General features: G+C 62.3%; 18 protein-coding genes and 1 pseudogene. 7 read left to right on the forward strand and 12 right to left on the reverse strand.

Features of this window, described 5'->3' with window-relative positions:
- Nucleotides 1–33: 33 nt before the first annotated feature.
- Both P3T17_RS18115 and P3T17_RS18120 read left to right on the forward strand, forming a co-directional pair.
- Nucleotides 34–2,106, forward strand: coding sequence for a putative bifunctional diguanylate cyclase/phosphodiesterase (locus P3T17_RS18115; protein ID WP_429408308.1), 2,073 nt, complete (start codon nucleotides 34–36; stop codon nucleotides 2,104–2,106).
- The gene (locus tag P3T17_RS18120; protein ID WP_429408310.1) at nucleotides 2,103–2,870 is read left to right on the forward strand and encodes a hypothetical protein; all 768 of its coding nucleotides are present in this window, start codon (nucleotides 2,103–2,105) and stop codon (nucleotides 2,868–2,870) included. Before P3T17_RS18115 ends, P3T17_RS18120 begins: the two co-directional genes overlap by 4 nt.
- Before the next feature lie 80 nt (nucleotides 2,871–2,950).
- Here the strand turns inward: P3T17_RS18120 and P3T17_RS18125 are convergent, their stop codons facing one another.
- The 4 genes from P3T17_RS18125 to dapA all read right to left on the reverse strand — a co-directional run bounded on the left by P3T17_RS18125 (nucleotide 2,951) and on the right by dapA (nucleotide 5,895).
- Complete coding sequence (locus P3T17_RS18125) at nucleotides 2,951–3,379, reverse strand: bactofilin family protein (protein ID WP_074269185.1); 429 nt, start codon at nucleotides 3,377–3,379, stop codon at nucleotides 2,951–2,953.
- A 110-nt stretch (nucleotides 3,380–3,489) separates the two neighbouring features.
- Entirely contained in the window at nucleotides 3,490–3,858 is a 369-nt protein-coding gene (locus tag P3T17_RS18130) for a hypothetical protein (RefSeq protein ID WP_429408312.1), read from the reverse strand.
- On the reverse strand, nucleotides 3,851–4,807 hold the full coding sequence (locus P3T17_RS18135) for a M23 family metallopeptidase (RefSeq protein WP_429408314.1): 957 nt from the start codon (nucleotides 4,805–4,807) through the stop codon (nucleotides 3,851–3,853). Before P3T17_RS18135 ends, P3T17_RS18130 begins: the two co-directional genes overlap by 8 nt.
- A 230-nt stretch (nucleotides 4,808–5,037) precedes the next feature.
- On the reverse strand, nucleotides 5,038–5,895 hold the full coding sequence (gene dapA / locus P3T17_RS18140) for a 4-hydroxy-tetrahydrodipicolinate synthase (RefSeq protein ID WP_429408316.1): 858 nt from the start codon (nucleotides 5,893–5,895) through the stop codon (nucleotides 5,038–5,040).
- Nucleotides 5,896–6,229: 334 nt separating this feature from the next.
- On the opposite strand from dapA, the gene P3T17_RS18145 reads away from it, so the two are divergent.
- Both P3T17_RS18145 and P3T17_RS18150 read left to right on the forward strand, forming a co-directional pair.
- Entirely contained in the window at nucleotides 6,230–7,522 is a 1,293-nt protein-coding gene (locus P3T17_RS18145) for an aspartate carbamoyltransferase (protein ID WP_429408318.1), read from the forward strand.
- Between the two features lie 171 nt (nucleotides 7,523–7,693).
- Nucleotides 7,694–9,454: a diguanylate cyclase gene (locus tag P3T17_RS18150; RefSeq protein WP_429408322.1), complete on the forward strand. Its 1,761-nt coding sequence runs from the start codon at nucleotides 7,694–7,696 to the stop codon at nucleotides 9,452–9,454.
- Here P3T17_RS18150 and P3T17_RS18155 read toward each other — a convergent pair.
- The 6 genes and pseudogenes from P3T17_RS18155 to P3T17_RS18180 all read right to left on the reverse strand — a co-directional run bounded on the left by P3T17_RS18155 (nucleotide 9,451) and on the right by P3T17_RS18180 (nucleotide 17,836).
- The gene (locus tag P3T17_RS18155; RefSeq protein WP_429408324.1) at nucleotides 9,451–11,256 is read right to left on the reverse strand and encodes a putative bifunctional diguanylate cyclase/phosphodiesterase; all 1,806 of its coding nucleotides are present in this window, start codon (nucleotides 11,254–11,256) and stop codon (nucleotides 9,451–9,453) included. The genes P3T17_RS18150 and P3T17_RS18155 overlap by 4 nt on opposite strands.
- Nucleotides 11,257–11,557: 301 nt before the next feature.
- A complete protein-coding gene (locus P3T17_RS18160) occupies nucleotides 11,558–13,540 on the reverse strand; it encodes a beta-galactosidase (protein WP_429408326.1) in 1,983 nt (660 codons plus the stop codon).
- A gap of 65 nt (nucleotides 13,541–13,605) precedes the next feature.
- Entirely contained in the window at nucleotides 13,606–14,457 is an 852-nt protein-coding gene (locus P3T17_RS18165; RefSeq protein ID WP_074269192.1) for a carbohydrate ABC transporter permease, read from the reverse strand.
- A gap of 14 nt (nucleotides 14,458–14,471) precedes the next feature.
- A complete protein-coding gene (locus P3T17_RS18170) occupies nucleotides 14,472–15,347 on the reverse strand; it encodes a carbohydrate ABC transporter permease (protein ID WP_429286027.1) in 876 nt (291 codons plus the stop codon).
- A gap of 93 nt (nucleotides 15,348–15,440) precedes the next feature.
- Nucleotides 15,441–16,673: an ABC transporter substrate-binding protein gene (locus P3T17_RS18175; protein ID WP_429408328.1), complete on the reverse strand. Its 1,233-nt coding sequence runs from the start codon at nucleotides 16,671–16,673 to the stop codon at nucleotides 15,441–15,443.
- Between the two features lie 29 nt (nucleotides 16,674–16,702).
- Nucleotides 16,703–17,836, reverse strand: a pseudogene (locus P3T17_RS18180) (ABC transporter ATP-binding protein).
- A gap of 275 nt (nucleotides 17,837–18,111) precedes the next feature.
- On the opposite strand from P3T17_RS18180, the gene P3T17_RS18185 reads away from it, so the two are divergent.
- Entirely contained in the window at nucleotides 18,112–19,140 is a 1,029-nt protein-coding gene (locus P3T17_RS18185) for a LacI family DNA-binding transcriptional regulator (protein WP_429408330.1), read from the forward strand.
- Nucleotides 19,141–19,206: 66 nt separating this feature from the next.
- Here P3T17_RS18185 and P3T17_RS18190 read toward each other — a convergent pair whose 3' ends face one another.
- Complete coding sequence (locus P3T17_RS18190) at nucleotides 19,207–20,013, reverse strand: winged helix-turn-helix domain-containing protein (protein WP_429408331.1); 807 nt, start codon at nucleotides 20,011–20,013, stop codon at nucleotides 19,207–19,209.
- Between the two features lie 309 nt (nucleotides 20,014–20,322).
- Between P3T17_RS18190 and P3T17_RS18195 the strand changes: the two genes are divergently transcribed.
- A complete protein-coding gene (locus tag P3T17_RS18195; protein WP_429408333.1) occupies nucleotides 20,323–21,987 on the forward strand; it encodes an ATP-binding protein in 1,665 nt (554 codons plus the stop codon).
- Nucleotides 21,980–22,738 (forward strand): response regulator, encoded by a 759-nt coding sequence (locus P3T17_RS18200; protein WP_429408335.1) that lies wholly within the window; start codon nucleotides 21,980–21,982, stop codon nucleotides 22,736–22,738. The genes P3T17_RS18195 and P3T17_RS18200 overlap by 8 nt, the downstream gene beginning before the upstream one ends.
- A gap of 72 nt (nucleotides 22,739–22,810) precedes the next feature.
- Here P3T17_RS18200 and P3T17_RS18205 read toward each other — a convergent pair whose 3' ends face one another.
- On the reverse strand, nucleotides 22,811–23,953 hold the full coding sequence (locus tag P3T17_RS18205) for a porin (protein WP_429408337.1): 1,143 nt from the start codon (nucleotides 23,951–23,953) through the stop codon (nucleotides 22,811–22,813).
- Nucleotides 23,954–24,372: the final 419 nt, after the last annotated feature.

Consider the following 24,372-nt stretch of genomic DNA (forward strand, 5'->3'; position numbering starts at 1 on the left):
TGAGCTGTTCCCCCCTATTCGGCTGGACTAAACATGCCTGGCACATACAACTTCTGGCTGGTAGGCGCCTCGTTCGTCGTAGCGACCCTCGCGTCCTACACCGCACTCGACCTCACCGGCCGCATATCTCTGCTCGCCTCGTCACGCCTGCGGCATGCATGGCTCGCCGGCGGCGCGGGAGCAATGGGCGTCGGCATCTGGTCGATGCACTTCATCGCCATGCTGGCGCTGTCGCTGCCCATTCCGCTCGGCTACGATTTCCCGCTGACCGCACTCTCGCTCGCCATCGCCGTGGGCGTGTCGTATCTGGCGCTGCTCTCCACGACGCGTGCGCAGCTGACGCTCACGCACCTCGCGACCGGCAGCGTGCTGCTGGGTCTCGGCATTGCGGGCATGCACTACACCGGCATGGCGGCAATGCGCATGCAACCCGGCATCGACTATCAGCCGGTCTGGTTCTGCGCATCGATTGCGATCGGGATCGGCGCCTCGATGGCCGCACTGCTGATCGCGCGCCGGCTGCGCAACGACGGCGAGCGCAACGTCACGCGCTGGCGTGTCGGCGCGGCGCTGGTCATGGCCGTCGCCATCAGCGGTATGCACTATGCCGGCATGGAAGCGGCGCACTTTCCTGTAGGCGCCATCTGCGGTGCCGCCAAAGGCGTGAATACCGAATGGCTCGCGACAGCCGTGATCCTGTTCACCTTCGCAATCCTGATCGTTACGCTGATGCTGTCCCGTTTCGACGCCCGCACCACCTTCCTCGCCAGCGCCGTAACCAACCTGAACGGACAGATCGTGCGCCTCGCCACGCTCGATACGCTGACCGGACTGCCGAACCGCACCACGCTCACAGAACGGATCCAGTCGGCCATCGAACTGGCAGGGCGCCGCCACAATGTCTTCGCAGTCCTGTTCATGGATCTGGACGGCTTCAAGACCATCAACGACTCGCTCGGCCATTCCGTTGGCGACCAGGTGCTGGCCGCCTTTGCGCAGCGCCTGCAAGCCTGCGTGCGCGCCACCGACACCGTGGCGCGGCTGGGTGGCGACGAATTCGTGGTGCTCGCGGAAAATCTGGTGGCGCGCCAGGACGCCCGTCTGATCGCAGAGAGCGTCCTCGAACGCATGCGCGAAGGCGTGTGGAACGACAACGAGCCGTTGCAGGTCATGCCGAGTATCGGGATCGCGCTGTTCCCGCAGGACGGCGACACCGTCGAGACCCTGCTCAAGCACGCGGACGCGGCCATGTACGAGGCCAAGCGCGCGGGCCGCAGCACGTGGCGCTTCTTCGAAACGAGCATGAACGAAGCGGTGACGCGTACGCTGCAAATCCAGAACGCATTGCACGAAGCACTCAGCACCGGCCTTTTCACGCTGAATTTCCAGCCTAAATTCCGTGGCGACAGCAACGAGCTGGCAGGCGCCGAAGCGCTGATCCGCCTCAACCATCCGGTGCTTGGCACGCTGCCGCCGCTGGAATTCATTCCGATTGCCGAACGCTCCGGCCAGATCGTGCAGATCGGCTACTGGGTGGTGCGTGAAACCTGCCGGCAAATCCGCCGCTGGATCGACGAAGGCCTGCCGTCGATGAAGGTGGCGATCAACCTGTCGCCGCGTCAGCTCTCGCAGCCGAATCTGGTCAGCACCGTGCTGGACATCGTCAAGAGCGAGCACGTGGCCTGCGACCAGATCATGTTCGAGATCACCGAAACCGTGGCCATGCAGGACGCCCCCAAAACAATCGAGATGATCCGCGAGTTTCAGGAATGCGGCTTCGAAATCGCCATCGACGATTTTGGCACCGGCTACTCGAGCCTCGCCTATCTGCAGCGCTTTCGCGTCAAGCAACTGAAAATCGATCGCTTCTTCACCAACGGTCTCGACGATCAAGGTCCGGAAGGCGCGGCGATCGTCTCCGCGATCATCGCGCTCGCCCACTCGCTCGATATGGATGTGGTCGCCGAAGGCGTCGAAACGTCGTCGCAACTCGGCAAGCTCAAAGCCATGATGTGTGACGAAATGCAGGGCTTTCTGCTCGGCAGGCCGCTGGCGGCGGACGCCTTCAGCGACCTGCTCAAGGAGCGGATGGTGGAGCTTTCATGAAATTCGACGTAGCAACGTTCAATTCGATTTGCCTGATGACGTTCTTGTGCAGCGGCATCGTTTCAATTGCGCTCTCGCGCATCTTCGAACGTGTTGCGGCATTCCGCTTCTGGTCGGCCGCATTTTTCCTGATGAGTGCGGCGGCTGCATGTTTCGGACTGCATCTGATCTGGAATACCAGTGCGCTGCTGGTCGCAACGGCCACCTTTAGCCTGCAGTCGCGGATCCTCATATGGGTGGGCACACGCGCACTGTTCGGCGCTACCACGTCGCTTCGCGTTGCTTTAGCGGTGACTGCGGTGTTCTGCGTGCTGTTTTCTCTCGCCCATCTGCTGCACGCGCCGATCGTCGTTCGCGCTTCGCTGCTGACGTTGTTCTTCTTGCCGTGCCGCGCGCTGACACTCTATGAGGTCTGCCGCAGACGCCGTCCGGACCTCGGACCGGCACGCATGATGGTGGCGATCGCGAGCGTGATCGCGTGCCTCAACGCGGTCGTGCCGCTCACCCTGGTACTGCTGAACCGGGCCAATGCGTCGCTGATACTGGGCAATCCGCAATCTACGTCGGCGGTGTACGCGGTCGTGTTCGCCGGCGATCTGCTGCTGGTCATCGGCCTGATCATGCTGGCCTTGCAGCAGGTGCTTGCCGAACAGCGCATGCTCGCCAATCTCGACAAGGGTGCCGCACAGCGGCCCGGTCTGCTTAATCCGGCGCTGCGCCCCGAGGCGCCGAATTTGTCCGGGTCGGCTGCGCTGCCGGATTAGGCCTGGCCCTTGCTTCAGGTCCTGAGGCCTGATTTGATCTGAGCTGATTTCCCATAGGCCGATGCACTGCGCCCCGCGGCTCAGATGAGATGAGGCTCCGTTTCGTTCGTCTCGCGGCCGAGCACCGTAGGAGGCACCAGCGCCGGGTCGCGCCGCGTCAGCTTGCCATCGACGGAAGCGCCGCAATCCATGCGCAACTGCTGGTAATGAATGTTGCCCGTGACGTGCGCATTCGGTTGCAGCTCGACAAAGTGATCGGCGATTACATCGCCGACAATCTTGCCGTTCACCACCACGTCGTAACCATGCACGTTGCCCTCGATCGAACCGCGATCGCTCAGCACAAGCAACGTCTGCGTGCCCGCCTTGCCGTTGACATTGCCGCGCACGTGGCCATCCATACGCAGTCCTTCACTAAATTCGAGGTCGCCGGTAATGCACACGTCGTGAGCGATCAGGGTGGCGAGCTTGGTGTGCTGAATGCTCGTGGGTTTCTTCTTGCTGAACATAGGTCATCTCTAACGGGGAATGGAAACGTTCGTCGCGCGCTGCGTGGCCGGGCGACGGGCCGGCTTGATTGGCCAATGGCCTGATTGGTGGGCACGTCGCCGCCGGCCGCTCAGCGGCGCTTCTGCCCCTGGCCGCGCAGAAACAGCAATTCGGTATTCAGGCGGCTGGCTTCGGCAGCTGACGCGTCAGCGGTCTTTTGCACGTTGGCGCGAGCCGTGGACTCCTGTGCGAGCGCGAGGCGCGTGCGCTCCAGTTCTGCCTGCACTGCGTCCGGCGAAACCGGCACGCTTGCACACCCTGCCGGCACCGCGGCGTGCTGCGAGTCACGCCACCGCATTGCCGTAGCGCCCACAGCAACACCGCACGCAAGCACGCCGGCCCAGATCGCCACGCGAGCGACGCGCGAGCGCACCGGCTGCAGCGTATAGGCACGCTGCGCGAGACTGCCCGCGTCGCGAGCCGGACGAAGATCAACCATGGGATGTGGCGCCGAACAGCGCAAGGTAGGCGGTCGGATCAACCGGGGCGCCGTTCACCAGTACTTCGAAGTGCAGATGCGGTCCGGTAGAGCGGCCAGTGGTGCCGATGTCCGCGACGTGCTGGCGCGGCAGCACCAGATCGCCTTCGTGGACGAGGATGCGCGACGCGTGACCGTAGCGCGTGATGAGACCGTTGCCGTGATCGATCTCCACGGCATTGCCGTAGCCGCCCTTCGGACCGGCATAGACCACGCGACCGCCGGCCGCGGCAAGAATCGGCGTACCGCTCGGTGCGACCAGATCGACGCCAGGATGAAAACTAAGCTTATGCGTAAACGGATCGATGCGGTTGCCGAAAGGCGAACCGAAGCGCGCGCCATCGGCCGGCATGCGGCCAGGAAACGCGCTGAAGGCGACCTCGTGCACGTCCGTCTCGTGTTCGAGCGCGGAAAGCGTCGCACGCATGCAATCGAGCTGATGCTGGGTCGAAGCCGCATCGCCGTGCGAAGGCCGCGTAGCGATTTCGACGCAGCGCCGCGGCGGCAGCGACGGGCCGCCTTCGCCGTCCGCATCCGAGGTGTCCTGATCCGCTGGATTAGCCGGCGCGCGCGGCGGCGCTTTCGGTGTGTTCAGGCGGGACTCGAAATCGCGCAGCGCGCCGACCTGCGTCGTCAGGCGCTCGATCCGCGGCTCGAGCTGAGCCATCGAGGCATTGAGCTTGCCGAGCTGATCGATTGCATAGTCGTGTTCGACGCGGCTTGTCGCCGGCGCGCCCTGGCCCGTTGCATCGTGAGAGGGTAAATGGATGCCAATCGCCACCCCTGCGGCGAGCGACAGAACCGCAGCGCCTGCGACCGCCGCAATCGCAATGCCAAGCGCCGCGCGCCGCGTGACGAAGCGGACCTCGCCACTACTCAGCCGGCTACCGGCACCGAGAATGGAGGACATCAACGGCTCTCCGCCGGCGGCGCGCATTGCCACGCGGACTCGCAAGAGCGCTGACAGGCGCGGCGCGCAGACAGGACGGAGACAACAACGACAGCGAAGAGGCTAACCGGCATGCAGCATGAGTCGGACGACGACCGACGTGGGATGAAAGACAAGGGCGCAAATTATCCCCTCTCATCGTCGAGCATCATCTCAAATTCGGATGCCTCAGCAATCACGCAAGCTTGCGCTCACGCATCGACCAGTTGCCGCAATCGCTCGCGCAGTGCTTCCGTGGCCCGTGTCATCGGCGCGCGCAGTTCGTCGCGGATCAGTCCCTGGGCCGCCAGCGCCGCCTTCACCGGACCAGGATTGGGCTCCGAACACAGTGCCCCGATCAGCGGTGCGAGCGTGTGGAAAATCGCCCGGCCATCTTCGAGACGGCCCTCCGTTAGCGCACGGTACAACGCCACAAAACGCTCGGGATGCACATGCGCCGAAGCGGCAATCGCGCCGCTGCCACCAAGGCAAAGCGTATTGAACAGATTCATGTCGTCACCGGCGAGCACCTGCAGGCGGCCGTCGAGAATCAGCGCGAGCGTCGTGTCGAGCGAACCGGCGCAGTCCTTCACCGCCCGAATCCGCGGATGCGCGGCCAGCGTCAACAGCGTCGCAAGTTCGAGACGCACGCCGGTGCGATACGGAATGTCATAGAGGACCACCGGCTTGCCGCTGAGATCGGCCAGACCGGTGAAATGTTCGATCAGCCCGGCCTGCGAAGGCCGGATGTAGTACGGCGCCGAGATCAGCACGCCCGCGACCGGCAGATCGTTCAACTGTGCGATGCGCGCGCGCAGACTCGCGGTGTGATTGCCGGCCACGCCGGCCAGCACCGGCAGCGCGCGGGCTTCCGCAAGGATGGTCGCCAGCACCGCATCCTGCTCGGCGGTTTCGAGCGCTGCCGGCTCGCCGGTGGTACCGAGCGCAACCAGCCCTGCTACGCCTGCCTCTGCATAGAAACGCACCAGGCGCCGCAGCGCGCCGTGATCGACAGCGCCGTCGGCGAACGGCGTAATGACAGGAACCCAGATACCCGAAAAGATAGACATGACTTAACCTCGAACGCGACCGTATCGATTCCGTTCAGCGTGGCGAGGGGGTCAAAAGCGGGGAAATAAAACGCAAGCCCTGGTGACTGTTCCGTCGCACATCTGACGGAACAGCAGGCTCCGGTCAGATGAGCAGCTGTTTTTTGGCTTTGGCGCTAGCGGCCGCGCAGGCAGACGCCACGCTTGCGAGCGCGAGGCGGGTTGCGGTTGAGCGGAGCATGTGGCCGGTTTCCATGCCCCGCAGTGTAACACTGGAACCAAAATTCCTTGACTTCTCATGCCGTCGTTCTAATATACGCACCGCGTACATCAACCCAACCCAAAGGTGACCGGCATGAGCGTCCCGCAACAAGCCTTCCTCCGCGACGCCATGCGCCGCATGAACATGACCCGCGACACCTTCGCGAGCCGCATCGGCGTGTCTCGCCGGGCTTTGGACACGTGGCTGCTGCCGGACGATTCGCAGGAATCGCGGGCCATGCCCGAGATCGTCGAGCGTTTCGTGTCGGAAATCGTCGTGCATGGCGAACCGGGTGAAAGCTATACGCAAAGCGTAGACTCACAATCGCTCGCCGGCCAGATGCTGTTCGAAGGCAAGCCGCAGCTGCTATCGGTCGATCAGTTCTCGCGTGACTCGGTCGAGGCCCTCTTCCGGGTCGCGGACATCATGCAGCCCATCGCCCGGCGCCGCAAAATCTCCCGCGTGCTGGAAGGCGCGGTACTAGGCAATCTGTTCTTCGAAGCCAGCACCCGCACGCGCGTGAGTTTCGGCGCGGCGTTCTGCCGGCTCGGCGGTTCCGTCTGTGACACCACGGGTTTTACGTTCTCGTCGATGGCCAAGGGCGAGTCGATCTACGACACGAGCCGCGTGATGAGCGGCTACGTCGACGCGTTGGTGATCCGCCATCCGGAGCAAGGCTCCGTGGCCGAATTCGCGCGCGCCACCAATGTGCCGGTGATCAACGGCGGCGACGGCCCCGGCGAGCATCCGAGCCAGGCGCTGCTCGACCTGTACACGATCCAGCGCGAGTTCTCGCGCCTGGGCAAGATTGTCGACGGCTCGCACATCGCGCTGGTCGGCGACCTCAAATACGGGCGCACGGTGCATTCGCTCGTCAAGCTGCTGGCGCTGTACCGCGGTATCAAGTTCACGCTGATCTCGCCGCCGTCGCTGGAAATGCCGAGCTATATCGTCGAACAGATCTCGCGCAACGATCACGTGATCGAGCAGACCCACGACCTGAACGCGGGCCTGCGCGGCGCCGACGTCGTGTACGCCACGCGCATCCAGAAAGAGCGTTTCGCCGACGAATCGTTCGAAGGCTACACGCCGGACTTCCAGATCAATCAGGCGCTGGTGGACAGCGTGTGCGGGCTCGATACGCTGATCATGCACCCGCTGCCGCGCGACAGCCGCCCTGGCGCGAACGACCTGAGCACCGATCTGAACCACGATTCGCGTCTGGCGATTTTCCGCCAGACCGACAACGGCATTCCGGTCCGGATGGCGATTTTCGCGGTGCTGCTGGGCGTTGAAAAGCTCGTTCAGCACTCGATGCGCGACGCCGCATGGCGTCCGCCGGTGTATCTCGGCCCGGACGATGCGGTGTTTCACGGCATCGATTGATGCTGCCCTGGCACAATCATCGGTAAAGTGAAGGGCCCCGGTTGCCGTTAACTACGCAGGAGGGGCCCCGCGTAACCGGCATTACCTGCGTAAGCGGTACGCGCAAGCTAGTGGGTCACGGCCCCGGCTCAATTCGCCGAACCTACGATGATACGGACCGCTCTCCCTTCGATGTCGATCGACCGACGCTTCGGCATCCAGATGGCTGTCGTCTTCGTTCCGGTGCTGGCGTTGTCCTGCTGGCTGCTCGCCTATGAGTGGTCCACCTACGCGGCGGCCGACGAGGCGCTGCATAGCTTCCAGTCGTACCGCCTCGCCCTGCTCGCGATGGAGAAGGTCTCCGCAGAGCGGGGACCGAGCAATGGCGTGCTAGGCGAGGACCTGCCTATTCCAGCGGAACGCATGGCCGTGCTACAGAAGGCACGCCGCGCCAGCGACATTCAGGTCACCTTGCTGGCCGATTCGCTGCGCCGCAAACATTGCTTGCGCTGCGCCGCCGAGCTTACGATCGTGAGCGACCTGCAGACCGACCTGGCCGCCGCGCGATCGAACGTCGACCGGCTCGCCCGCCTCGCCCGGCCGCAGCGCGACGACCACGCGTTGCAAGGCGCCGTCAACAGCATGATCGCGATCATCCCCGAGTTCATGCCCATCGTGACGATCAATACGGCAACGGCGATCAAGGGCGACCCGAATGCACTCAACTGCATGCTCGTCGGGCGCCTGACCGCGGATCTGCGCGAGCAGGCCGGACAACTGGGCTCGCACTTCACGAGTGCCCTCACCCTGCGCAGACCTCTTACCGGGGACGAACAACTCGGCATCGAACGCACGCGGGGACGCATCGAGCAATTGCGGGCGCTGCTCGACGCGCGAACACCCAGTCTGGCTGCCGCAGATCCGCAAGGGCTCGCCCGCATGACCGACCAGTACTTCGGAACGGGTCTGAGCTACGTCGCCAGTGTGCGCGCGCTCGCCGCCCGGCCGGGTGGCGCGGGCATTTCCACCGCACAGTTTGCGCAGCAGTACGTCCCCACCATGCAAGCGATTACCGGCTTTCGCGACAATGTGATCGCGCTGGCCCACGACGAACTGAGCCACAACCGCAGCGATGCATTGCTGGTACTCATCGGCACCGGTTTCGCCGAGGTCCTGCTGCTCGCGTTGCTGATTACGATTGCCGTGGGTTTCAGGCGTCACGTCATCGGCCCGTTCGTCAAGGCGACCCGCATCATCGATGCGTTGGCGCGCGACGATCTGACCGCGGACATCCCGCGGGTGTCCGGCCGCCGGGAAATCCGCGGCATGTTCGATGCCATGCGCGTTCTCAAGAAAAGCAGCGCCGAGCGCATCCGCCTCGAGCAGGAACGCATGTATCTGATTGCGGAACTGGCCAACCTCGCGCAAACCGATCCGTTGACACATCTCCTCAACCGCCGTGCTTTCGAAAACCATGCTCGCGCATTGTTCGAGGAAGTCAGGAGTTCCAGGCAGCAGGTCGCACTCGTCATGTTCGACGTCGATCATTTCAAGCGAATCAACGACACGTATGGCCATACCGTCGGAGATGACGCGTTGCGGATAATCGCTAGCCTCTGCCGCGAGCATTGGCAGGACTCCGATATTGTCGCGCGCATCGGCGGCGAGGAATTCGCCGTGCTGGTGCGCGTCGACAATGCCGCGCATGTACTCGATCTCGCACAACGTCTGCGCAAGCGGATCGCAGAGACGCGGGTGCCCACTGGGACAGATACCAGCTGCTCGATTACCGCCAGCTTCGGCATTGCCGTTTCTGCGGACCCGGACGAATCCGGTGTGACGGTACTGCTCAAGCGCGCGGACCAGATGCTGTATGCGGCGAAGCTGTCGGGCCGCAACTGCGTGATGATCGACACCGGCGACGCCATGGACGAAGCGCCCAGCGCGTCCTAAACCACCTTCCCGGACTGCGCGTAGGCGACGAATTGCACTTCGGGCATCGGTCTGCCGAACAGATAACCCTGCGCCCTGTGGCACTCCAGCGAGGCAAGCACATCGGCCTGCTGCTGAGTTTCCACGCCTTCAGCGACGACATCCAGCCCAAGCGACTCCGCCATCGAAATCATCGCTTTGACTAACGCGAGATTCTTGCCGCGAGCGTCGATGTCGCGCACAAACGAGCGGTCGATCTTGAGCGTGCTGATCGGGAAGTGTCCGAGATAGCTGATGGCCGAGTAGCCGGTGCCGAAATCGTCGATCGCGATCGCCACGCCCATTTCGTTCAGCTCGTCGAGCGTGCGACCTACGTTCTGATCGTTTTCCAGCAACAGGCTTTCGGTGATTTCCAGCGTCAGCCACTGCGGCGCGCAGCCGCTCGCCGCCAGCGCCGCCTGCACACTGCGAGCAAGGTCGTTCATGACGAACTGCCGCCCCGACACGTTGACGGAGATGCGCATCGGCACGGCACGTCCGGCGTTCCAGCGGACCACGGCTTCACAGGCCGCGGCGAGCACCCAGTCGCCGATCTCGACAATCGTGCCGTTATCTTCCGCTACCTTGATAAAGATGTCCGGGGTCAACAGGCCTCGCCCGGGATGATTCCAGCGCAGCAGCGCTTCGGCGCCGACGAGGCCCGCGTCGCCCAGACCGACGATAGGCTGGTACAGCAGCACCAGCTCGCCCGCGTGGGCCGCGCCGTGCAGCGCCATGCCCAGTTCCATACGCTCGACGGCCGCTCGCGTCGTGGCAGGATCGTGAAAACAGAACTGGTTGCCGCCAATCCGCTTGGCGGCATACATGGCGGAATCGGCGTAGCGAAGCAGCGTCGCGGCATCGCTGCCGTCACGCGGATAGCGGCTGATGCCGATGCTGCCCGTCATGAAGACCTCGTTGCCGTCGATCACCACCGGCTCCGCCAGGGCCATCAAGATCCGGCTCGCGATGATGGCCAGATCCAGATCGTCATCGTGCACCGGCGCTAGGATCGCGAACTCGTCGCCGCCCAGCCGCACGACCGCGTCGTCGCCACGCTTGCCTTGCAGAAGACGCATCGACACCGCGCGCAGCAACTGGTCGCCGCATGCGTGTCCGAGTACGTCGTTAACCTCCTTGAAGCTGTCGAGGTCCAGCACCAGCAGACCGATCTGACGTCTGCCGGCGTCGGCGTACGCCAGTGCCGCCGGCAGACGATCTTTCAACCAGGCGCGATTAGGCAGATCCGTCAGCGGATCGAAGAATGCCAGTTGCCGCACCTTTTCCCGGTAGTGGACGATATCGGTGATATCGCGTCCCACTGCCAGCACGGTTTCCGGCTGTCCTCGCTCTCCGGGTTCGGGGACGAACCTGACTGCCACCCATCTGACATCACCGTTGGGCCCGTCATACTGGAACTCCGCTTCGCGGGCAGACGCGGCCCGAAGCGTCACGCGAATGCAATCTTCGTAGTCGAGTTGTCCGGCCGGCGTGCCGACATCCGCTGCCGGCGCCAGGCGAAAGCCACCGCCACCAGGAATCTGCTGCATCGCTGGGTTCGCGTAGACGACCTCACGCCGCCGGTTGTAGCGGGCGATGAAATCGGGCGAGTGTTCGATCAGCGTTCTGAAGAGTTGTTCGTGCTCATGCCCGGTCCGCCAGCGCGCGCCTGAAGGTCTGCGCGGCCGTCCGAGCCACTTCTGCACACGGGCGTCGCAGCGAGTCCTGAAGTCGGCAAGCTGGACGAGAAGCGCGCCCATCCGTGAGCCTGCGTTCGTCGCCATGGTGTGTGTGGTCCCTTAAGGGCACGGGCGTGCTGCCCGTGCAGCGTGTGTGGCCTGCCATGACTATGTATACGGTGGAACGCGGGCGCGCCTGAATAGGTAGGGGAGACGATCTGACGTCAAGTTTTGCTGATTATTATGTCAGGCAATCCTTAGCAAACCTGGACAGGAAATAATGCTCAGGTGGTGGGCAAAAAATCGCGTGTCGAAACGCCTGGGATCCCTGCGCTGGCGTCGTCAGGGACCACCGGCAGACATGAACGTGGGCGTGGGTGTGCTCCGCCCACGCCCATCGGAGGCCTTACTTAAGAAGCAGGACTTCTACACCCATCGGCTCCAGAACAAGTGGCTGGGACACAGGCTGATCCGTCAACGCGCTTCGAACAACCGGCACGGCAAGCTCGACCTGCGCCGCCTCCTTCGACAGGTTGAGCACGAACAACAGCCGCCGACCGTCGCCCGAGCGAATCGACAACTCCACCCCCGAGGGCAGATCGTCGACAGCGTTAAGTCCCAGTTCCGCCACAATATCGCCGATCAGGATCCGGTACCCGTGGTCGTCGGGAATGCAGCCGACGTAATACGCCACGCCTTGCCCGAAGTGATTTCGTGTAATGGCCGCGCGCTGCGCGAAGAACTCCGTCGTATAGGTTGCGATCGTCTCGGCGGTGGTCGGCGAGAGTATGTCGCACCACTGCGAACACGATGCCTGCGACGTGCCACGCAACAGGATGCCTTGCTGATCGTTTCCTACCGGGTCGTACTCATCGACGATGGTGCCGGCAATCTCGCTCAATCCCCCGGGCAGGCGCGCCGCGAGGCATACATTGTTCATGTTCTTCACGCCGCTACGCGTGGTGAGCAGCACGGTTCCACCCTGCGCGACGTAAGCGCGCAACTTCTCCACCACGGCGTCATTTTCAAGGAACAGAAACGGCGCCACGACCAGACGATACGGGCTGATCGCAGCAGTCCAGTTGATGACATCCGTGCCGATTCCCAACCGCACGAAGGCCTGGTGAATCTGCTTGAAATTGTCCAGATAATCGAATCCGTCCGCCTGCGGCTGGATCTTCAACGCATTCAGTTGCTCGTGCGAAAACAGCATGGCGACATCGTTGACGACGTTCGTACCTTCCAGCAACGGCGCGACATGCCGGACTTCCTCGCTGAAGCGGACGAACTCTTCAAACCGCCGCCCCGGCTCGCCGTGGTGGTCATGCAATCCATGCCAGAACTGTTCGGCGCCGACGCGCGCGGTGCGCCAGCGAAACTGGACCACGGCGTCCGCGCCGCGCGAAACGCTTTGCCAGGCGTGCGCGCGGATCATGCCGGGATGCGGTGTGCGCGACATCGGATGCCAGCAGCCTGGCGTCCCGCTCAACTGCTCCATCACCCAGAAGTTCTTCTGCTTGATGCCGCGCGTGAGGTCGTGTGTCAGCGCGCCGTGATAGACGCGCGATTTGCTGTCATTGGCGAGGTCGGTGCTCGGATAGTAGTCCACCGACGCGAAATCCATGCTGTCGAACAGATCGTAGTAGTCGTTGATGACCGGATAACCCCACAGATTGTGCGTAACGAACTGCCCGCTGCAGTGGGCGCGTATCACGCCTGCCTGGAAGCGGTTGAAGTCGGCAACGGAATCCGAGCAGAAGCGTCGATAGTCGAGCAGGTACGACGGGTTCAGGTACGGCGAGCCGCCCAGAGGGGTCGTAATCTGCGACCACTCGCTATATTCGCCGCTCCAGACCACCGTTCCCCACTCACGGTTAAGCGTGTCGAGATCGCCGTATTTGCGCTGCACCCAGAGCCGGAAGTCGCTGTTCGCCGCGTCGCTGTGACTGTCGTTGCCGATCATCTCGTTGTCGGTCTGCCAGCCGATCACGTGCGGGTTCTTGCCGTAGTGCCGTGCCAGCTTTTCGACGATGATCTCGGTGTACCGGCGCAGCGACGGGCTGTTGTAGCAGCGATGCAGGCGCACGCCCGGGTGGATGGGCTGCCGCTGGCTGTTCAACGGCAAGATGTCGGGGCACTTTGCGACGAGCCAGTTTGGCGGCGTTGCCGTCGGCGTACCAATCACCACTTCAATCCCGTGACGCGCCAGCGTCCCGATTGCTTCATCGAGCCAGCCGAAGTTGAACTGGCCTTCCTGCGGTTCGAGACGCGACCATGCGAATTCCGCGAGCCGCACCAACGTGATCCCCGCGGCTTGCATACGCTGAGCATCGTCCTCCCAAACGCCCGAATCCCAATGCTCGGGATAATAGTCGACACCGACCTTCATAAAATTTTCCTGAATGTAGAGAATGGACACCGGGTGTCGCAGCCCCGGCACGAAACCGGCAAGACTCAGCCCTTCGTTGCGCCGAATGTCAGGCCTGCTACAAAATGTCTTTGCATTGCGAAGAAGATCAGCACCGAGGGCAACGCGGCCAGTAGTGAACCTGCAGAGACCAGGTTCCATGCGGTGGTCCACTGCCCCTGCAAGGCGGCAACACCGACCGTCAACGGTGCCGCGTGATCGCCCTCGGTAAGACAGAGCGCCCAGAAATAGTCATTCCAGACAAAGGTAAACACGAGCACGGCAAGCGCGGCCAGCGCGGGACGAATCAGCGGCAGCACAATGCGGTAGAACAGCTGCCATTCGTTCGCCCCCTCCACGCGCGCAGCCTCCACGAGCTCGTAGGGCAATTCCTTGATGAAGTTGCGCAGGAAGAGCGTACAGAAACCGGTCTGGAACGAGAGATGGAACAGGATCAGGCCGCCAACCGAATTGAACAGACCGAGCTTCAAGGTCAGATCGCGAACTGGAATCATCAACACCTGGATCGGTACGAAGTTGCCGGCCACGAAGGTGGCAAGCACAGCCGCATTGCCCTTGAACGGATAGGTCGCCAGCGCGAAACCCGCCATGGCGGACAGCACGATCGCGCCGATGACCGACGGGAACGTGATGAGACAGCTGTTCCACGCATAGTGCAGCATCGGCGAGTCGACCAGTACCGTTCGATAGTTCGTCAGTGCTGCGAATTGATGCGGCCAGCCCCAATAATTTCCTTGCATCAGTTCGTCCGAAGAGCGAATGGACGTGACCAGTACGGCGAGCAGAGGCAACAGCCACACAGCCAGAGCAACGGGCAGCGAAAACCTGTAAAACGCGCGACTGGCGGGCTTCCAGTGAGAAATCGGCAAGGGATACATAGACGCTCCGTGAATCAGTGATCCGTACGCAACAGGCGGCGCAATTGATAGGCGATGAAAACCAGCATGATCAGGAACAGCACGACTGCGATCGCCGCCGAATAGCCGTAGCGGAAATACTTGATGGCCTGGTCATACATGAAATACGCGAGCACAGTTGAGCTATCGAACGGTCCGCCACCCGTCATCACGGAGATCAGGTCGAAGCTGCGCAACGCGCCGATGACGGTCAGCGTGACCGCCATGAAGGTAGCGGGCCGCAATTGCGGCAGCACCACGTGCCAGAGCAGGCTCAGGCCGCGCGCGCCCTCGAGGCGCCCTGCTTCGATCACTTCCGGGTTGATGCCCGTGAGGCCAGTGAGGAAGAGAATCATGCAAAAGGGAATCTGCACCCACAGCGCCGCGACGATGATGCCGAAGGTCGCCATATGTTCGTTGCCCAGCACGGGAATGCCGTGCCCCACGATCAGCTTCAGCAAACCGAAGGCAGGATCGTAGAACCAGCTGAACACCAGCCCCACCACCACGCCGGGGATCACAAAGGGCGCGAAAAACAGCGACTTTGCAAGCCGGATGCCGCGCACCGTCTGATTCAGATACAGCGCGAAGGCGAGCCCGGCCGGCGGTGCGAGCAACGTCAGCACCAGCCACAGCACGTTATTTTTGAGTGCGGTGTAGAAGGTATCCGAGTGGAACAGCTCGAGGTAGTTGGCGAATCCGGCGAACGTGGCTGGGCTCACCCCGTCCCAGTTATAAAAGCTCAGCATGATGCTGCGCAGGATCGGATAGATAACGTACGCCGTGAACATCAGGCACGCAGGCGTCAGAAACAACAGCGCAGCACGGCGACGTCGCCGCGCGAGCGGCGACGCAACGTTGGATACAGACATGATTCGGCTCGCTAAAGCGCGCTCAGGCGCGCATTGCATTCGTTGAAAGCGTTTCGCCGCAGCGCAGGTGCAGGCCGCCTGCGCTGCGCAAACTCATTGCTTGTAGATGCGCTGACGCGTTTCCTCGAGATGTGCGAGCACCTGATCGAGCGTCGACGGATCGCTGACGAAGCGCTGCATGCCCTTCATCCCCTCGTCGGCCATTTCCTTGGTCATGTCCCGATCGTAGAACTGCGCAATGCCGCCCTTGGTGTTGGACAGAATGGCAAAGCCCGTCTTCGTGAACGGATCGTCGGCAACGCTCGCCTGGTTGTTCGCCGGCAGCGACCCGAACGCCTTGGCCCAGCGGGTGTCCATGGCGGGTGTCGACATAAAGGCAAGGAAGCGGCGCGCATCGACCTTGTTCTTCGCCTTGGACGGAATGTTCAGGCAATCTGCCGAACCGTCTTCCGCCACCGTGATCCTGGGATCCATCACGGGGAACTGGAAGTAGCCGACCTTGGGTTTGATGGCATCGGGCAACCCGCCGGCAATGAAGCTGCCCATCAGCATCATCGCAGCCTGGCCCTGTATCAGCAGCGGCTGGGACGAGTCGAGCGTGTAGGAGAGCGGATTGTCGACGAAGTACTTGTTGTCGATCAGCATCTTCCACGTTTCATAGACTTTCTTGACGCGCGCATCGGTGTAGGGAATCTTGCCGTCCATTAGCTGCATGTGAAAGGCGTAGCCGTTCAGACGCAGATCGATGTAATCGAACCACGCGGCGAGCGGCCACGCATCGCGGCCGCCCACTACGATCGGCGCAATCCCCGCTGCCTTGAGCTTCTTGCAGTCGTCGAGGAATTCGTCCCACGTCTTGGGCTCGCCTTTGATGCCCACCTTGTTGAACAGATCCTTGCGGTAGAACACGCCCCACGAGAAGTAGTCGGTCGGCAACGCGTACTGCTTGCCTTCGTACGACGAAGGTTCCTTCAGCGAAGCCAGGGTCGTGTTCCAGCCATTTTTCTGCCAGTCGCCCGACATGTCGTCCAGCAGGCCACGTTTGGCGTAGTAACGCATCCGTTCACCCTCATGCCACTTGACGATATCGGGTGCCTCCGAAATCAGCCAGCCGGGAAGCTGGACCTTGTAGGCCTCCTCCTCGATATACGCGGCCTTCACGGTGACGTCGGGGTTGGCCTTCTGGAACTCGGCGATCGCCGTGTCCCAGAAGGCGCGTTGATTCGCGCCCTTGAACGCAATATTGACCGTCAGTGTGCCCGCGTGGACCTGTGCGGCAAAAACCAGCGCCGCGCCGAGTAGCGACAGGCGGAAGCCATGTTTCATTTTCGTCTCCTGGGTATTTGTTATGCAGCTCAAACGGCCACGCCGTGCTCGTCGAACAGATGGCACGACATGGGGTCGATGGCGAGGCGAACCGTCTCGCCCGGGCGGACCGGTGTATTGCCCTAGACCTTGACGAGAAGCGTCGAGCCGTCAGGGTCGTTGCAATGCAGATAGCTCTGCTCGCCAAGCCGCTCGATCAGCGATACCGCGCGCGTAAGCGTCGCCGCACGGCCGCTATCGATGCCGGCCGGGCCGGTCTGGGAAGCCGAAACGTGTTCGGGCCGCACACCGAGCGTCACGGCCTGCCCCGGTTCCAGCCGGCGCGTGACATTGCCCACGCGGACGGTTTCCCCGGTACTGTTGAGAGCGACGATGGCGTTCGCGCCATCCAGCTGGCTAACGCGGGCCGGGAGAAAATTCATCTGCGGCGAGCCGATGAAACCGGCCACGAAACGGCTATTGGGCCGCAAATACAGGTCCATCGGTGTGCCGATCTGCGCGATGCTGCCCGTACCGGCTGAGTCGCGGCTGACGTTGAGGAGCACGATCTTGTCGGCCAACGTCATCGCCTCAACCTGGTCGTGCGTGACGTAGACCGTGCTTGCCGCGCTGAAGCGGCGATGAATGCGCGCAATTTCCACTCTCGTCTGCCCGCGCAGCGTGGCATCGAGGTTCGACAGCGGTTCGTCGAACAGGAACACACCCGGCTCGCGGACAATCGCGCGTCCAATCGCGACACGCTGACGTTGTCCGCCAGACAGCGCGGCCGGCTTGCGATCGAGCAACGACTCGAGCTGCAGGATCCTCGCGGCCTCCTTGACCTTGCTGTCTACCTGTGCGGCCGGCAGCCTTGCGAGCTTGAGGCCAAAGCTCATGTTCTCCGCCACCGTCATGTGCGGGAACAGCGCATAGCTCTGAAACACCATGGCGACGCCGCGCTTCGCGGGCGGCACCGTATTGACCACCCGCCCGCCGATCGAAATCTCGCCGCCGCTTGGGTCTTCAAGACCCGCGATGATGCGCAGAAGGGTCGACTTGCCGCAGCCTGAGGGACCCAGAAACACGCAAAACTCGTCTTGTGCGATGTCGAGATCGACGTCCCGAAGCACCGGCGCGTTGCCGTCGAATTGCTTCGAAACGCCCCGCAGGGAAATGGCTGCCATGGTGTCTCCAACCCATTTGGTTTAACGTTAAACCAAACCAACCGAAAAATACGGCCAGCGGCCGTTCAGGAGGTCGAGCAACGTCTATGTGAGGATGAAAGTTAGCAGCGCGGGATACGCTTGGCAAGTTTTTTTTCTGTGCTTTTTCGGCGCACGAAAAATTAACGGCTTCCTGTGCGGGTTGGTAAGATCGGCGTCTGCGATGATATTTACGCCTGTACAGGCGCGTGGATGGCAAGGCTTAAGGGGGGAAAATGTCGAGGCGGGAAGGCTTGATGGCGACGATCAAGGAGGTAGCCGAACTGGCGGGTGTCACGCCAACCACGGTCTCGAATGTGCTTCGTGGCCGCGGACGCGTCGGAACCGAAACGCGGCAACGCGTGCTGGACGCGGTGGAAGCCAAAGGCTACCGGCCCAATCTGAACGCGCGAGCGCTGGTCGAACGTCGCGCGCCGACGCTTGCTCTCATGCTCGGTTGCATCACCAATCCGTTTTATCCGGAATTCACCTTGCAGGCCAACAATGCAGCACGCCGGCACGGGCGCTTTCTACTGGTTTGCAATACTGACTATGAGCCGGACGGCGGCACGGGATTTCTAGCCGACGTGGCGGGCTCGTTGTCGGACGGTATCCTCGTGGCGAACAACGGCGATCTGCGCATCGAAGAACTGCAGGCCATCCAGGCAACCGGCACGCCGGTGGTGATATCGATCTGGGAGTTTGCCGATGAGCCGCCCGGTGTTCCTTGTGTCGCTTTCGATTCGCACAAGGCCGGATCGATCGCCACCGAACACCTGCTGGAACTCGGGCATCGCCGTATCGGCGCGCTGATCGGCAGCGCAAAAAACGGCATCCACGGCGGTCGGTATGAGGGTTTCCGCGACGCGCTGCGCTTGCAGAAAGTCAAACACGTGCAGGCTGACGCGCGCTTCGTGACGGATACGTACCAGGGCGGCTTCGACTCCGCCACCGACCTGCTTAGCGCCCGCCCGGACCTGACGGCGCTTTTCATCTCGAACGACCTGATGGCGCTCGGCGCGCTCAACGCGGTGGCGGCGCTCGGCCTGCGCGTGCCTGAGGATGTGTCGATCGTCAGCATCACCAACATCGAAATGGCCAGTCAGTCCCGGCCGGCGCTCACGACTGTTGCCATTCCGACGGCCGAGATGGCCGAGCAAGGCGTCGAGCTGCTGATCAGGCTCGGCTCGGGCGTACGCGGCGTGCCAAACATGATTCGCACGTCCGATCCTGTGCTGATCAGGCGTGCGTCGACGGCTCCGGCGAAGCAGAGCACACAGCCGTGATCACGCCACAGAACCCGCGGGGCGCGTGAGATGCGCAGACTGCGCGCAGCCCCGCCCCAAGCCGTTTTATGCCCACGCTTCATGCATTTGCGCATGCTCCGTGCTGGCCGGTATGCGCGGAGTCTTCATGCGGCTCGAACGCGCGTCACGGGCCTCGCTGCCCTTACCCGTATCGCCGCAGGGCACAAAAATATAGCCGCGGCCGCGCACGGTCTGAATGTATTGCGGACTCCCAACGTCAGGCTCGATGACCGAACGTAGGCGGAATACCAGTACATCCAGGCCACGCTCCGTCTGCCCGGTGTCGCGCATGCCAAGCAGGGCAATCAGGCTCGGGCGCGACATGATCTTCAGCGGATTCACGGCGAAGACCTTGAGCAAGGCGAATTCGCTCGAGCGCAGGTCGACCTCTTCGTCGTCCTTGATCAGGCGCCGCGTTGCGAAGTCGATCTGCCAGTCGCCGAACGAGTAGCGCTCGCGGATCTCAGGCGCGGCATACACCACCGATGCCCGGCGACGCACGACCGTACGCAGACGCACCGTCAGCTCACGAACATCGAACGGCTCCACCAGGTAATCGTCAGCACCCAGTTCGAATGCGATGATCTTGTCGATCACGTCCGCCGACTTGCTGATCATGACGACCGGCATGTCGTAACCCGCGGCGCGCAAACGCCGCAGCGCCGCATGGGCCTCGGAGACAGGCAGTTCGGCGCGCATCACGATGGCGGTCGGCAATTCCTGCTCGACGCGGCGAACCAGGAAGGTCGCGTTGTATAGCACCGACATTTCGATCTGTTCACGGTGAAAATGGGCACGCAGTTCATCGCGTACCGCCTGGTCTGGCTCAACAACAAGAAGCCGCATGTTCATGACGTTCGAACACCTCTAGACTGCTGTGAAGAATAATCCGGTGACCTCCGCTTCGGCCTCGCAGCTGGGCCTGGCGGTCAGAACGGCTACCGGAGCAACCATGACGCCATAGTAGGGACCAAATGCGCACCCAAAATGGGGAAACCAAGGAGAAACTGTGAAGAACACCCGACATGAGCTTTGACGGGTGCCCGCGGATGCGAAAATCGGGCAACATACGCCGCTTCCAATGGGTATACGCGCTGCGGCAAAACCCGGCGCTCACCCGGGACAGGCGGCCACGCAAAGGCGTGGCGGCAGGAAATCCAAATGAAAATAGGCATCACGTCCAAGCTGTTTCTGGCTATCGCCACCTCATGCATTGCGATTGCAGTCGCGATGGGCGCGGCCATGCGCGTGAGCTTTGAAAACGGCTTTTTCGATTACGTCGGCCAGCGCAACACCAGCAGCGCCAACCAGCTGGAGAAGGCTCTCGAAGACGCCTATGCACAGCACGGCAGCTGGGACTTTCTGGTAAACGACCGCTCGGCGTGGATGAAGTTTGTCGAGAATTCGAGCGCCGGCACGTCAAGGTCGATGCCGTGGGGGTCGGGAAATCCCGACGGCCCGGGTGGGCCTGGAGGTCCAGGCGGTCCCGGTGGCCCAGGCGGCCCGGGTGGTCCGGGCGACGACATGGGCCCGCCAGGTGAGCCTCCCGGCCCGCCACCGGATATGCCCGACCAGCCAGGCCGCAGCAACGGCCCGGACGCGCCGGGGGGACCTCAGTTCGCCAGCCCTGCACCGAACGCCGCTGTGGCGAACCGGCCCGAAGGGCCCGCCGCGGCCTCGCAAGCCACGGCAGCGGCCGGCTCGACGCAGCCCGCCTCCCGCAGACCCGGACCGCTTCCTCCCCGCGCGCTGTACGACGTGAACAAGCGTCGCATTGTCAGCAACGGGCCGTTGCCGCCTCCCGGCTCGCCGCTGGAACCGTTGAAGGTGTCGGGTCAGGTGGTCGGCTGGCTTTCGATCGAGTCGCCCGAAAACATCTTCTATGCAGCGGACCGCCAGTTCCAGGTCCGGCAGCTACGGGCAACGTGGATCATCGTGGCGTTGGCAGCGGTACTGGCCGCAGGCGTGGCGATGGTGCTGGCGAGGATTTTCCTCGCCCCGATCCGGCGTCTCGTCGAGGCGACCCACCGGCTCGCCAGCGGCGACTACGCGACCCGCGTTCCAGAAGGCAGCGGCGACGAATTCAACCAGCTGGCCAAGGACTTCAACCAGCTCGCCGTATCGCTGCAAACGGCGGAGACCTCGCGCCGCAATTTCATCGCCGATATCTCGCACGAATTGCGCACGCCGCTTGCCGTGCTGCGGGGTGAACTCGAAGCGCTCGAGGACGGCGTGCGCCATCCCGACCGCGCGTCGTTGTCGTCGCTGCAGACCGAGGTGGCCATGCTGAGCCAGTTGATCGACGACCTGTATGAATTGTCGCTCGCCGACATCGGCGCGTTGTCGTTCGAAAAGGTGCCGGTGGATGCGGCGGGCATCGTCGAGGCCGCTACCGACGCGTTCGAAGAGCGGCTCAGCACGCGCAATCTTGCGCTCGAAACAGATATCGTCGATCAACCTGCTGTGATCGTGGGCGACCCGTATCGCCTCACGCAATTGCTGAAGAACCTGCTGGAAAACGCCCTGCGCTATACCGATCCTGGCGGCAAGGTATGCGTCAGCGTTTCGATGCACGGGCAGCAATTGCATATCGATGTTCAGGACTCTTACCCAGGCGTACCCGAGCCTCTATTGCCTCACCTGTTCGAGCGCATGTTCCGCGTGGACATCTCACGCAGCAGACAAAGCGGTGGCGCGGGTCTGGGACTCGCATTGTGCCGCCATATCGCCGAGGCGCACGAAGGCACCATCGAGGCTGCACGCTCGCCAATCGGCGGTCTCTGGATCAAACTGCGCTTTCCGCTTCAGCCCTCTCACCATGACTGATACGCCCACTACCATTCCAATCCTGATCGTCGAGGACGAGCCGAAGCTTGCCGCGCTGCTTTCAGATTATCTGCAAGCGGAGGGTTACAGTACGACGATCATCGCCGACGGCCTGCAGGTGATTCCATTCGTGCGTGCGCAACCGCAGGCACTGGTTCTTCTCGACCTGATGCTGCCCGGACGCGGCGGACTCGAAATATGCCGCGAATTACGCAGCTTCTCGGCGGTGCCGGTGATCATCCTGACCGCGCGGGTGGATGAAATCGATCGTCTGCTCGGTCTCGAGCTCGGCGCGGACGACTACGTCTGCAAGCCGTTCAGTCCACGCGAAGTGGTCGCGCGCGTGAAGGCTATCTTGCGGCGCGCAGGCAAACTGGCGACGACGACGGCAACGACGACGCAGCCCGAAGCTGTACCGAAGCCGCCGTTGCTGGTGGATGTCGACCGGCACGTCGCGCTTCTCGACGACAAGGATCTGCAGCTCACACCGATCGAGCTTCGGCTGCTGGCGTTGCTGCAGTCGACGCCCGGCCGGATCTACCGGCGCGATCATCTGCTGCGGCAGCTCTACGACGATCACCGCGTCGTCACCGACCGCACCGTCGATACACACGTCAAGAATCTGCGCCGCAAGCTGCAGGCCATCCGTCCGGGGCAAGACATGATCCGCTCGATCTATGGGGTGGGCTATCGACTCGACCCAGATCTCGAGACTGACTCCAGCGAAGGGCCATCTACCGGTTTGCAGTAACGCGCCGCTGCAAGCAAAAGACCCGGCATTTGCCGGGTCTTTTGCATCACGCGGGGCGAGACGAAGCAGACCTTAGAACCGGTGACGAATACCGATCGTGGCCGCCACCTGGCTGTCCGTCGACGACGTGCTCAGGCCATTGATATCGGCCGTGATACCCGAATCGCCGGTGTCGCTGACATGCTGATACACGCCCATCAGGTAGACATCCGTGCGTTTGGACAGCGCATACGCCGTCTGCAGGCTGAACTGGTTGTACTTCGGGCTCACGCCGTCGAGATGCGCATCGGTGAACGTGTACGCAGCCGAGAGCGACCATGCCGGCGTGATGTTGTAACGGCCGTTCACCTCATAGTTCGTGAAGCTTGCGCCGCCGCCCGTCAACGTCAGGCCGGACGACGTGCCCGAAGCCGACGCGCCGATGCTGCTCGCGTTGTAGAGATGGGTCTGCGTGAACACAAAACCGACCTTCGCCGGACCGAAGGCATAGTTCAGGCCTGCACCGTAAGTGCGTTGCGTGCCGGCCGTGAAAGTCGCATCGCTGGTCACCGCGCCGCTCGAGTTGTACGATGTGCCCGCCTTGTTCAACTCCAGGTAGCCCGCTGCCACATTCAACGGACCGTAGTTGTACGAAGCGCCTGCGCTGTAGGCGCGGTTCGTGGCGAAGCCCCCCGCGTCATTCGAGAAGCCATACAGGGTGCCGAACTTGAAACCGCCATAGTTCACGCTCGAGTACTTGATCGAGTTGTTGATGCGGAACGAGTTGTCGAGGTTGTCGTTGTCGAACGGGTGGGCAGCCTGGGTGCCTCCCGATCCTGTACCGGTAAGGGCCAACGGCGCCAGGTAGTCCACGACTGAGTCATATTGACGACCCAGTGTGACCGCGCCGTACTGGTCGCTCGAGAGGCCCACAAAAGCCTGGCGGCCGAACTCGAGACCGTTCTGGCCGAGCTTGCCGGTCGCTACGCTGAAGCCGTTTTCCAACGTGAAGATTGCCTTCAGGCCGCCACCCAGGTCTTCCGAGCCGCGCAGGCCCCAGCGGCTGCCGTTCACTGCGCCGCTGGTTTCCTGGACGTTATGTGCGCCACCCTGATTGCTCGTGTAAGTGATACCGGCGTCGATCAGGCCGTAGAGCGTGACGGTGCTCTGCGCGTGAGCTGCGCCCGCACCGCCTAGAACCGCCAGCGAGAGGCCGGACAGGACGAATTTCTTCATTGCTTCTCCGTTAACCTTGAATCGGTTGTTATTGAGTGGCGGAGATTATCGTAATCCTGTCAATTCTGTATTTCGTAATTCCTTACGCTTCACTTTTTCTGCCGTTTATTCGTTTTTTCCTGTAACGCTACAACTAGAAAATACAAAAGCGGCGCGCCAATACGAACGGAGCATGCCGCTCTCGCGAACACGCTTCGAACCCATACTGAATGGACCTTCAGGAGAAATCCGGAGGTGCGTTGGCAGCATCAATCCCGGGCAATGCCAAGCCGCGCAACTTCAGATAATATTTCCTCAACTTTCTTTTAGTCAGTCACATCGAATGGCAATTTCAATAGCGACAATTTTAATTCTTCAAAGTTCCGAAAAATTAGATGCGCAATTTATTACCAGTTTCGCAGTTTCGCTTAATCCGGCTT

The organism is Paraburkholderia sp. GAS82 (assembly GCF_050436285.1).
GTDB lineage: Bacteria > Pseudomonadota > Gammaproteobacteria > Burkholderiales > Burkholderiaceae > Paraburkholderia > Paraburkholderia phenazinium_B.

What these genes read in the sequence shown, in the direction of transcription:
- P3T17_RS18190 (WP_429408331.1), bottom strand. Translation starts at nt 20,013, where the DNA reads ATGAACATGCGGCTTCTTGTTGTTGAGCCAGACCAGGCGGTACGCGAT.
- P3T17_RS18130 (WP_429408312.1), bottom strand. Translation starts at nt 3,858, where the DNA reads ATGGTTGATCTTCGTCCGGCTCGCGACGCGGGCAGTCTCGCGCAGCGT.
- P3T17_RS18135 (WP_429408314.1), bottom strand. Translation starts at nt 4,807, where the DNA reads ATGTCCTCCATTCTCGGTGCCGGTAGCCGGCTGAGTAGTGGCGAGGTC.
- P3T17_RS18155 (WP_429408324.1), bottom strand. Translation starts at nt 11,256, where the DNA reads ATGGCGACGAACGCAGGCTCACGGATGGGCGCGCTTCTCGTCCAGCTT.
- P3T17_RS18165 (WP_074269192.1), bottom strand. Translation starts at nt 14,457, where the DNA reads ATGTATCCCTTGCCGATTTCTCACTGGAAGCCCGCCAGTCGCGCGTTT.
- P3T17_RS18205 (WP_429408337.1), bottom strand. Translation starts at nt 23,953, where the DNA reads ATGAAGAAATTCGTCCTGTCCGGCCTCTCGCTGGCGGTTCTAGGCGGT.
- P3T17_RS18150 (WP_429408322.1), top strand. Translation starts at nt 7,694, where the DNA reads ATGTCGATCGACCGACGCTTCGGCATCCAGATGGCTGTCGTCTTCGTT.
- P3T17_RS18145 (WP_429408318.1), top strand. Translation starts at nt 6,230, where the DNA reads ATGAGCGTCCCGCAACAAGCCTTCCTCCGCGACGCCATGCGCCGCATG.
- P3T17_RS18160 (WP_429408326.1), bottom strand. Translation starts at nt 13,540, where the DNA reads ATGAAGGTCGGTGTCGACTATTATCCCGAGCATTGGGATTCGGGCGTT.
- P3T17_RS18175 (WP_429408328.1), bottom strand. Translation starts at nt 16,673, where the DNA reads ATGAAACATGGCTTCCGCCTGTCGCTACTCGGCGCGGCGCTGGTTTTT.
- P3T17_RS18170 (WP_429286027.1), bottom strand. Translation starts at nt 15,347, where the DNA reads ATGTCTGTATCCAACGTTGCGTCGCCGCTCGCGCGGCGACGTCGCCGT.
- P3T17_RS18195 (WP_429408333.1), top strand. Translation starts at nt 20,323, where the DNA reads ATGAAAATAGGCATCACGTCCAAGCTGTTTCTGGCTATCGCCACCTCA.
- P3T17_RS18125 (WP_074269185.1), bottom strand. Translation starts at nt 3,379, where the DNA reads ATGTTCAGCAAGAAGAAACCCACGAGCATTCAGCACACCAAGCTCGCC.
- P3T17_RS18200 (WP_429408335.1), top strand. Translation starts at nt 21,980, where the DNA reads ATGACTGATACGCCCACTACCATTCCAATCCTGATCGTCGAGGACGAG.
- dapA (WP_429408316.1), bottom strand. Translation starts at nt 5,895, where the DNA reads ATGTCTATCTTTTCGGGTATCTGGGTTCCTGTCATTACGCCGTTCGCC.
- P3T17_RS18115 (WP_429408308.1), top strand. Translation starts at nt 34, where the DNA reads ATGCCTGGCACATACAACTTCTGGCTGGTAGGCGCCTCGTTCGTCGTA.
- P3T17_RS18185 (WP_429408330.1), top strand. Translation starts at nt 18,112, where the DNA reads ATGGCGACGATCAAGGAGGTAGCCGAACTGGCGGGTGTCACGCCAACC.
- P3T17_RS18120 (WP_429408310.1), top strand. Translation starts at nt 2,103, where the DNA reads ATGAAATTCGACGTAGCAACGTTCAATTCGATTTGCCTGATGACGTTC.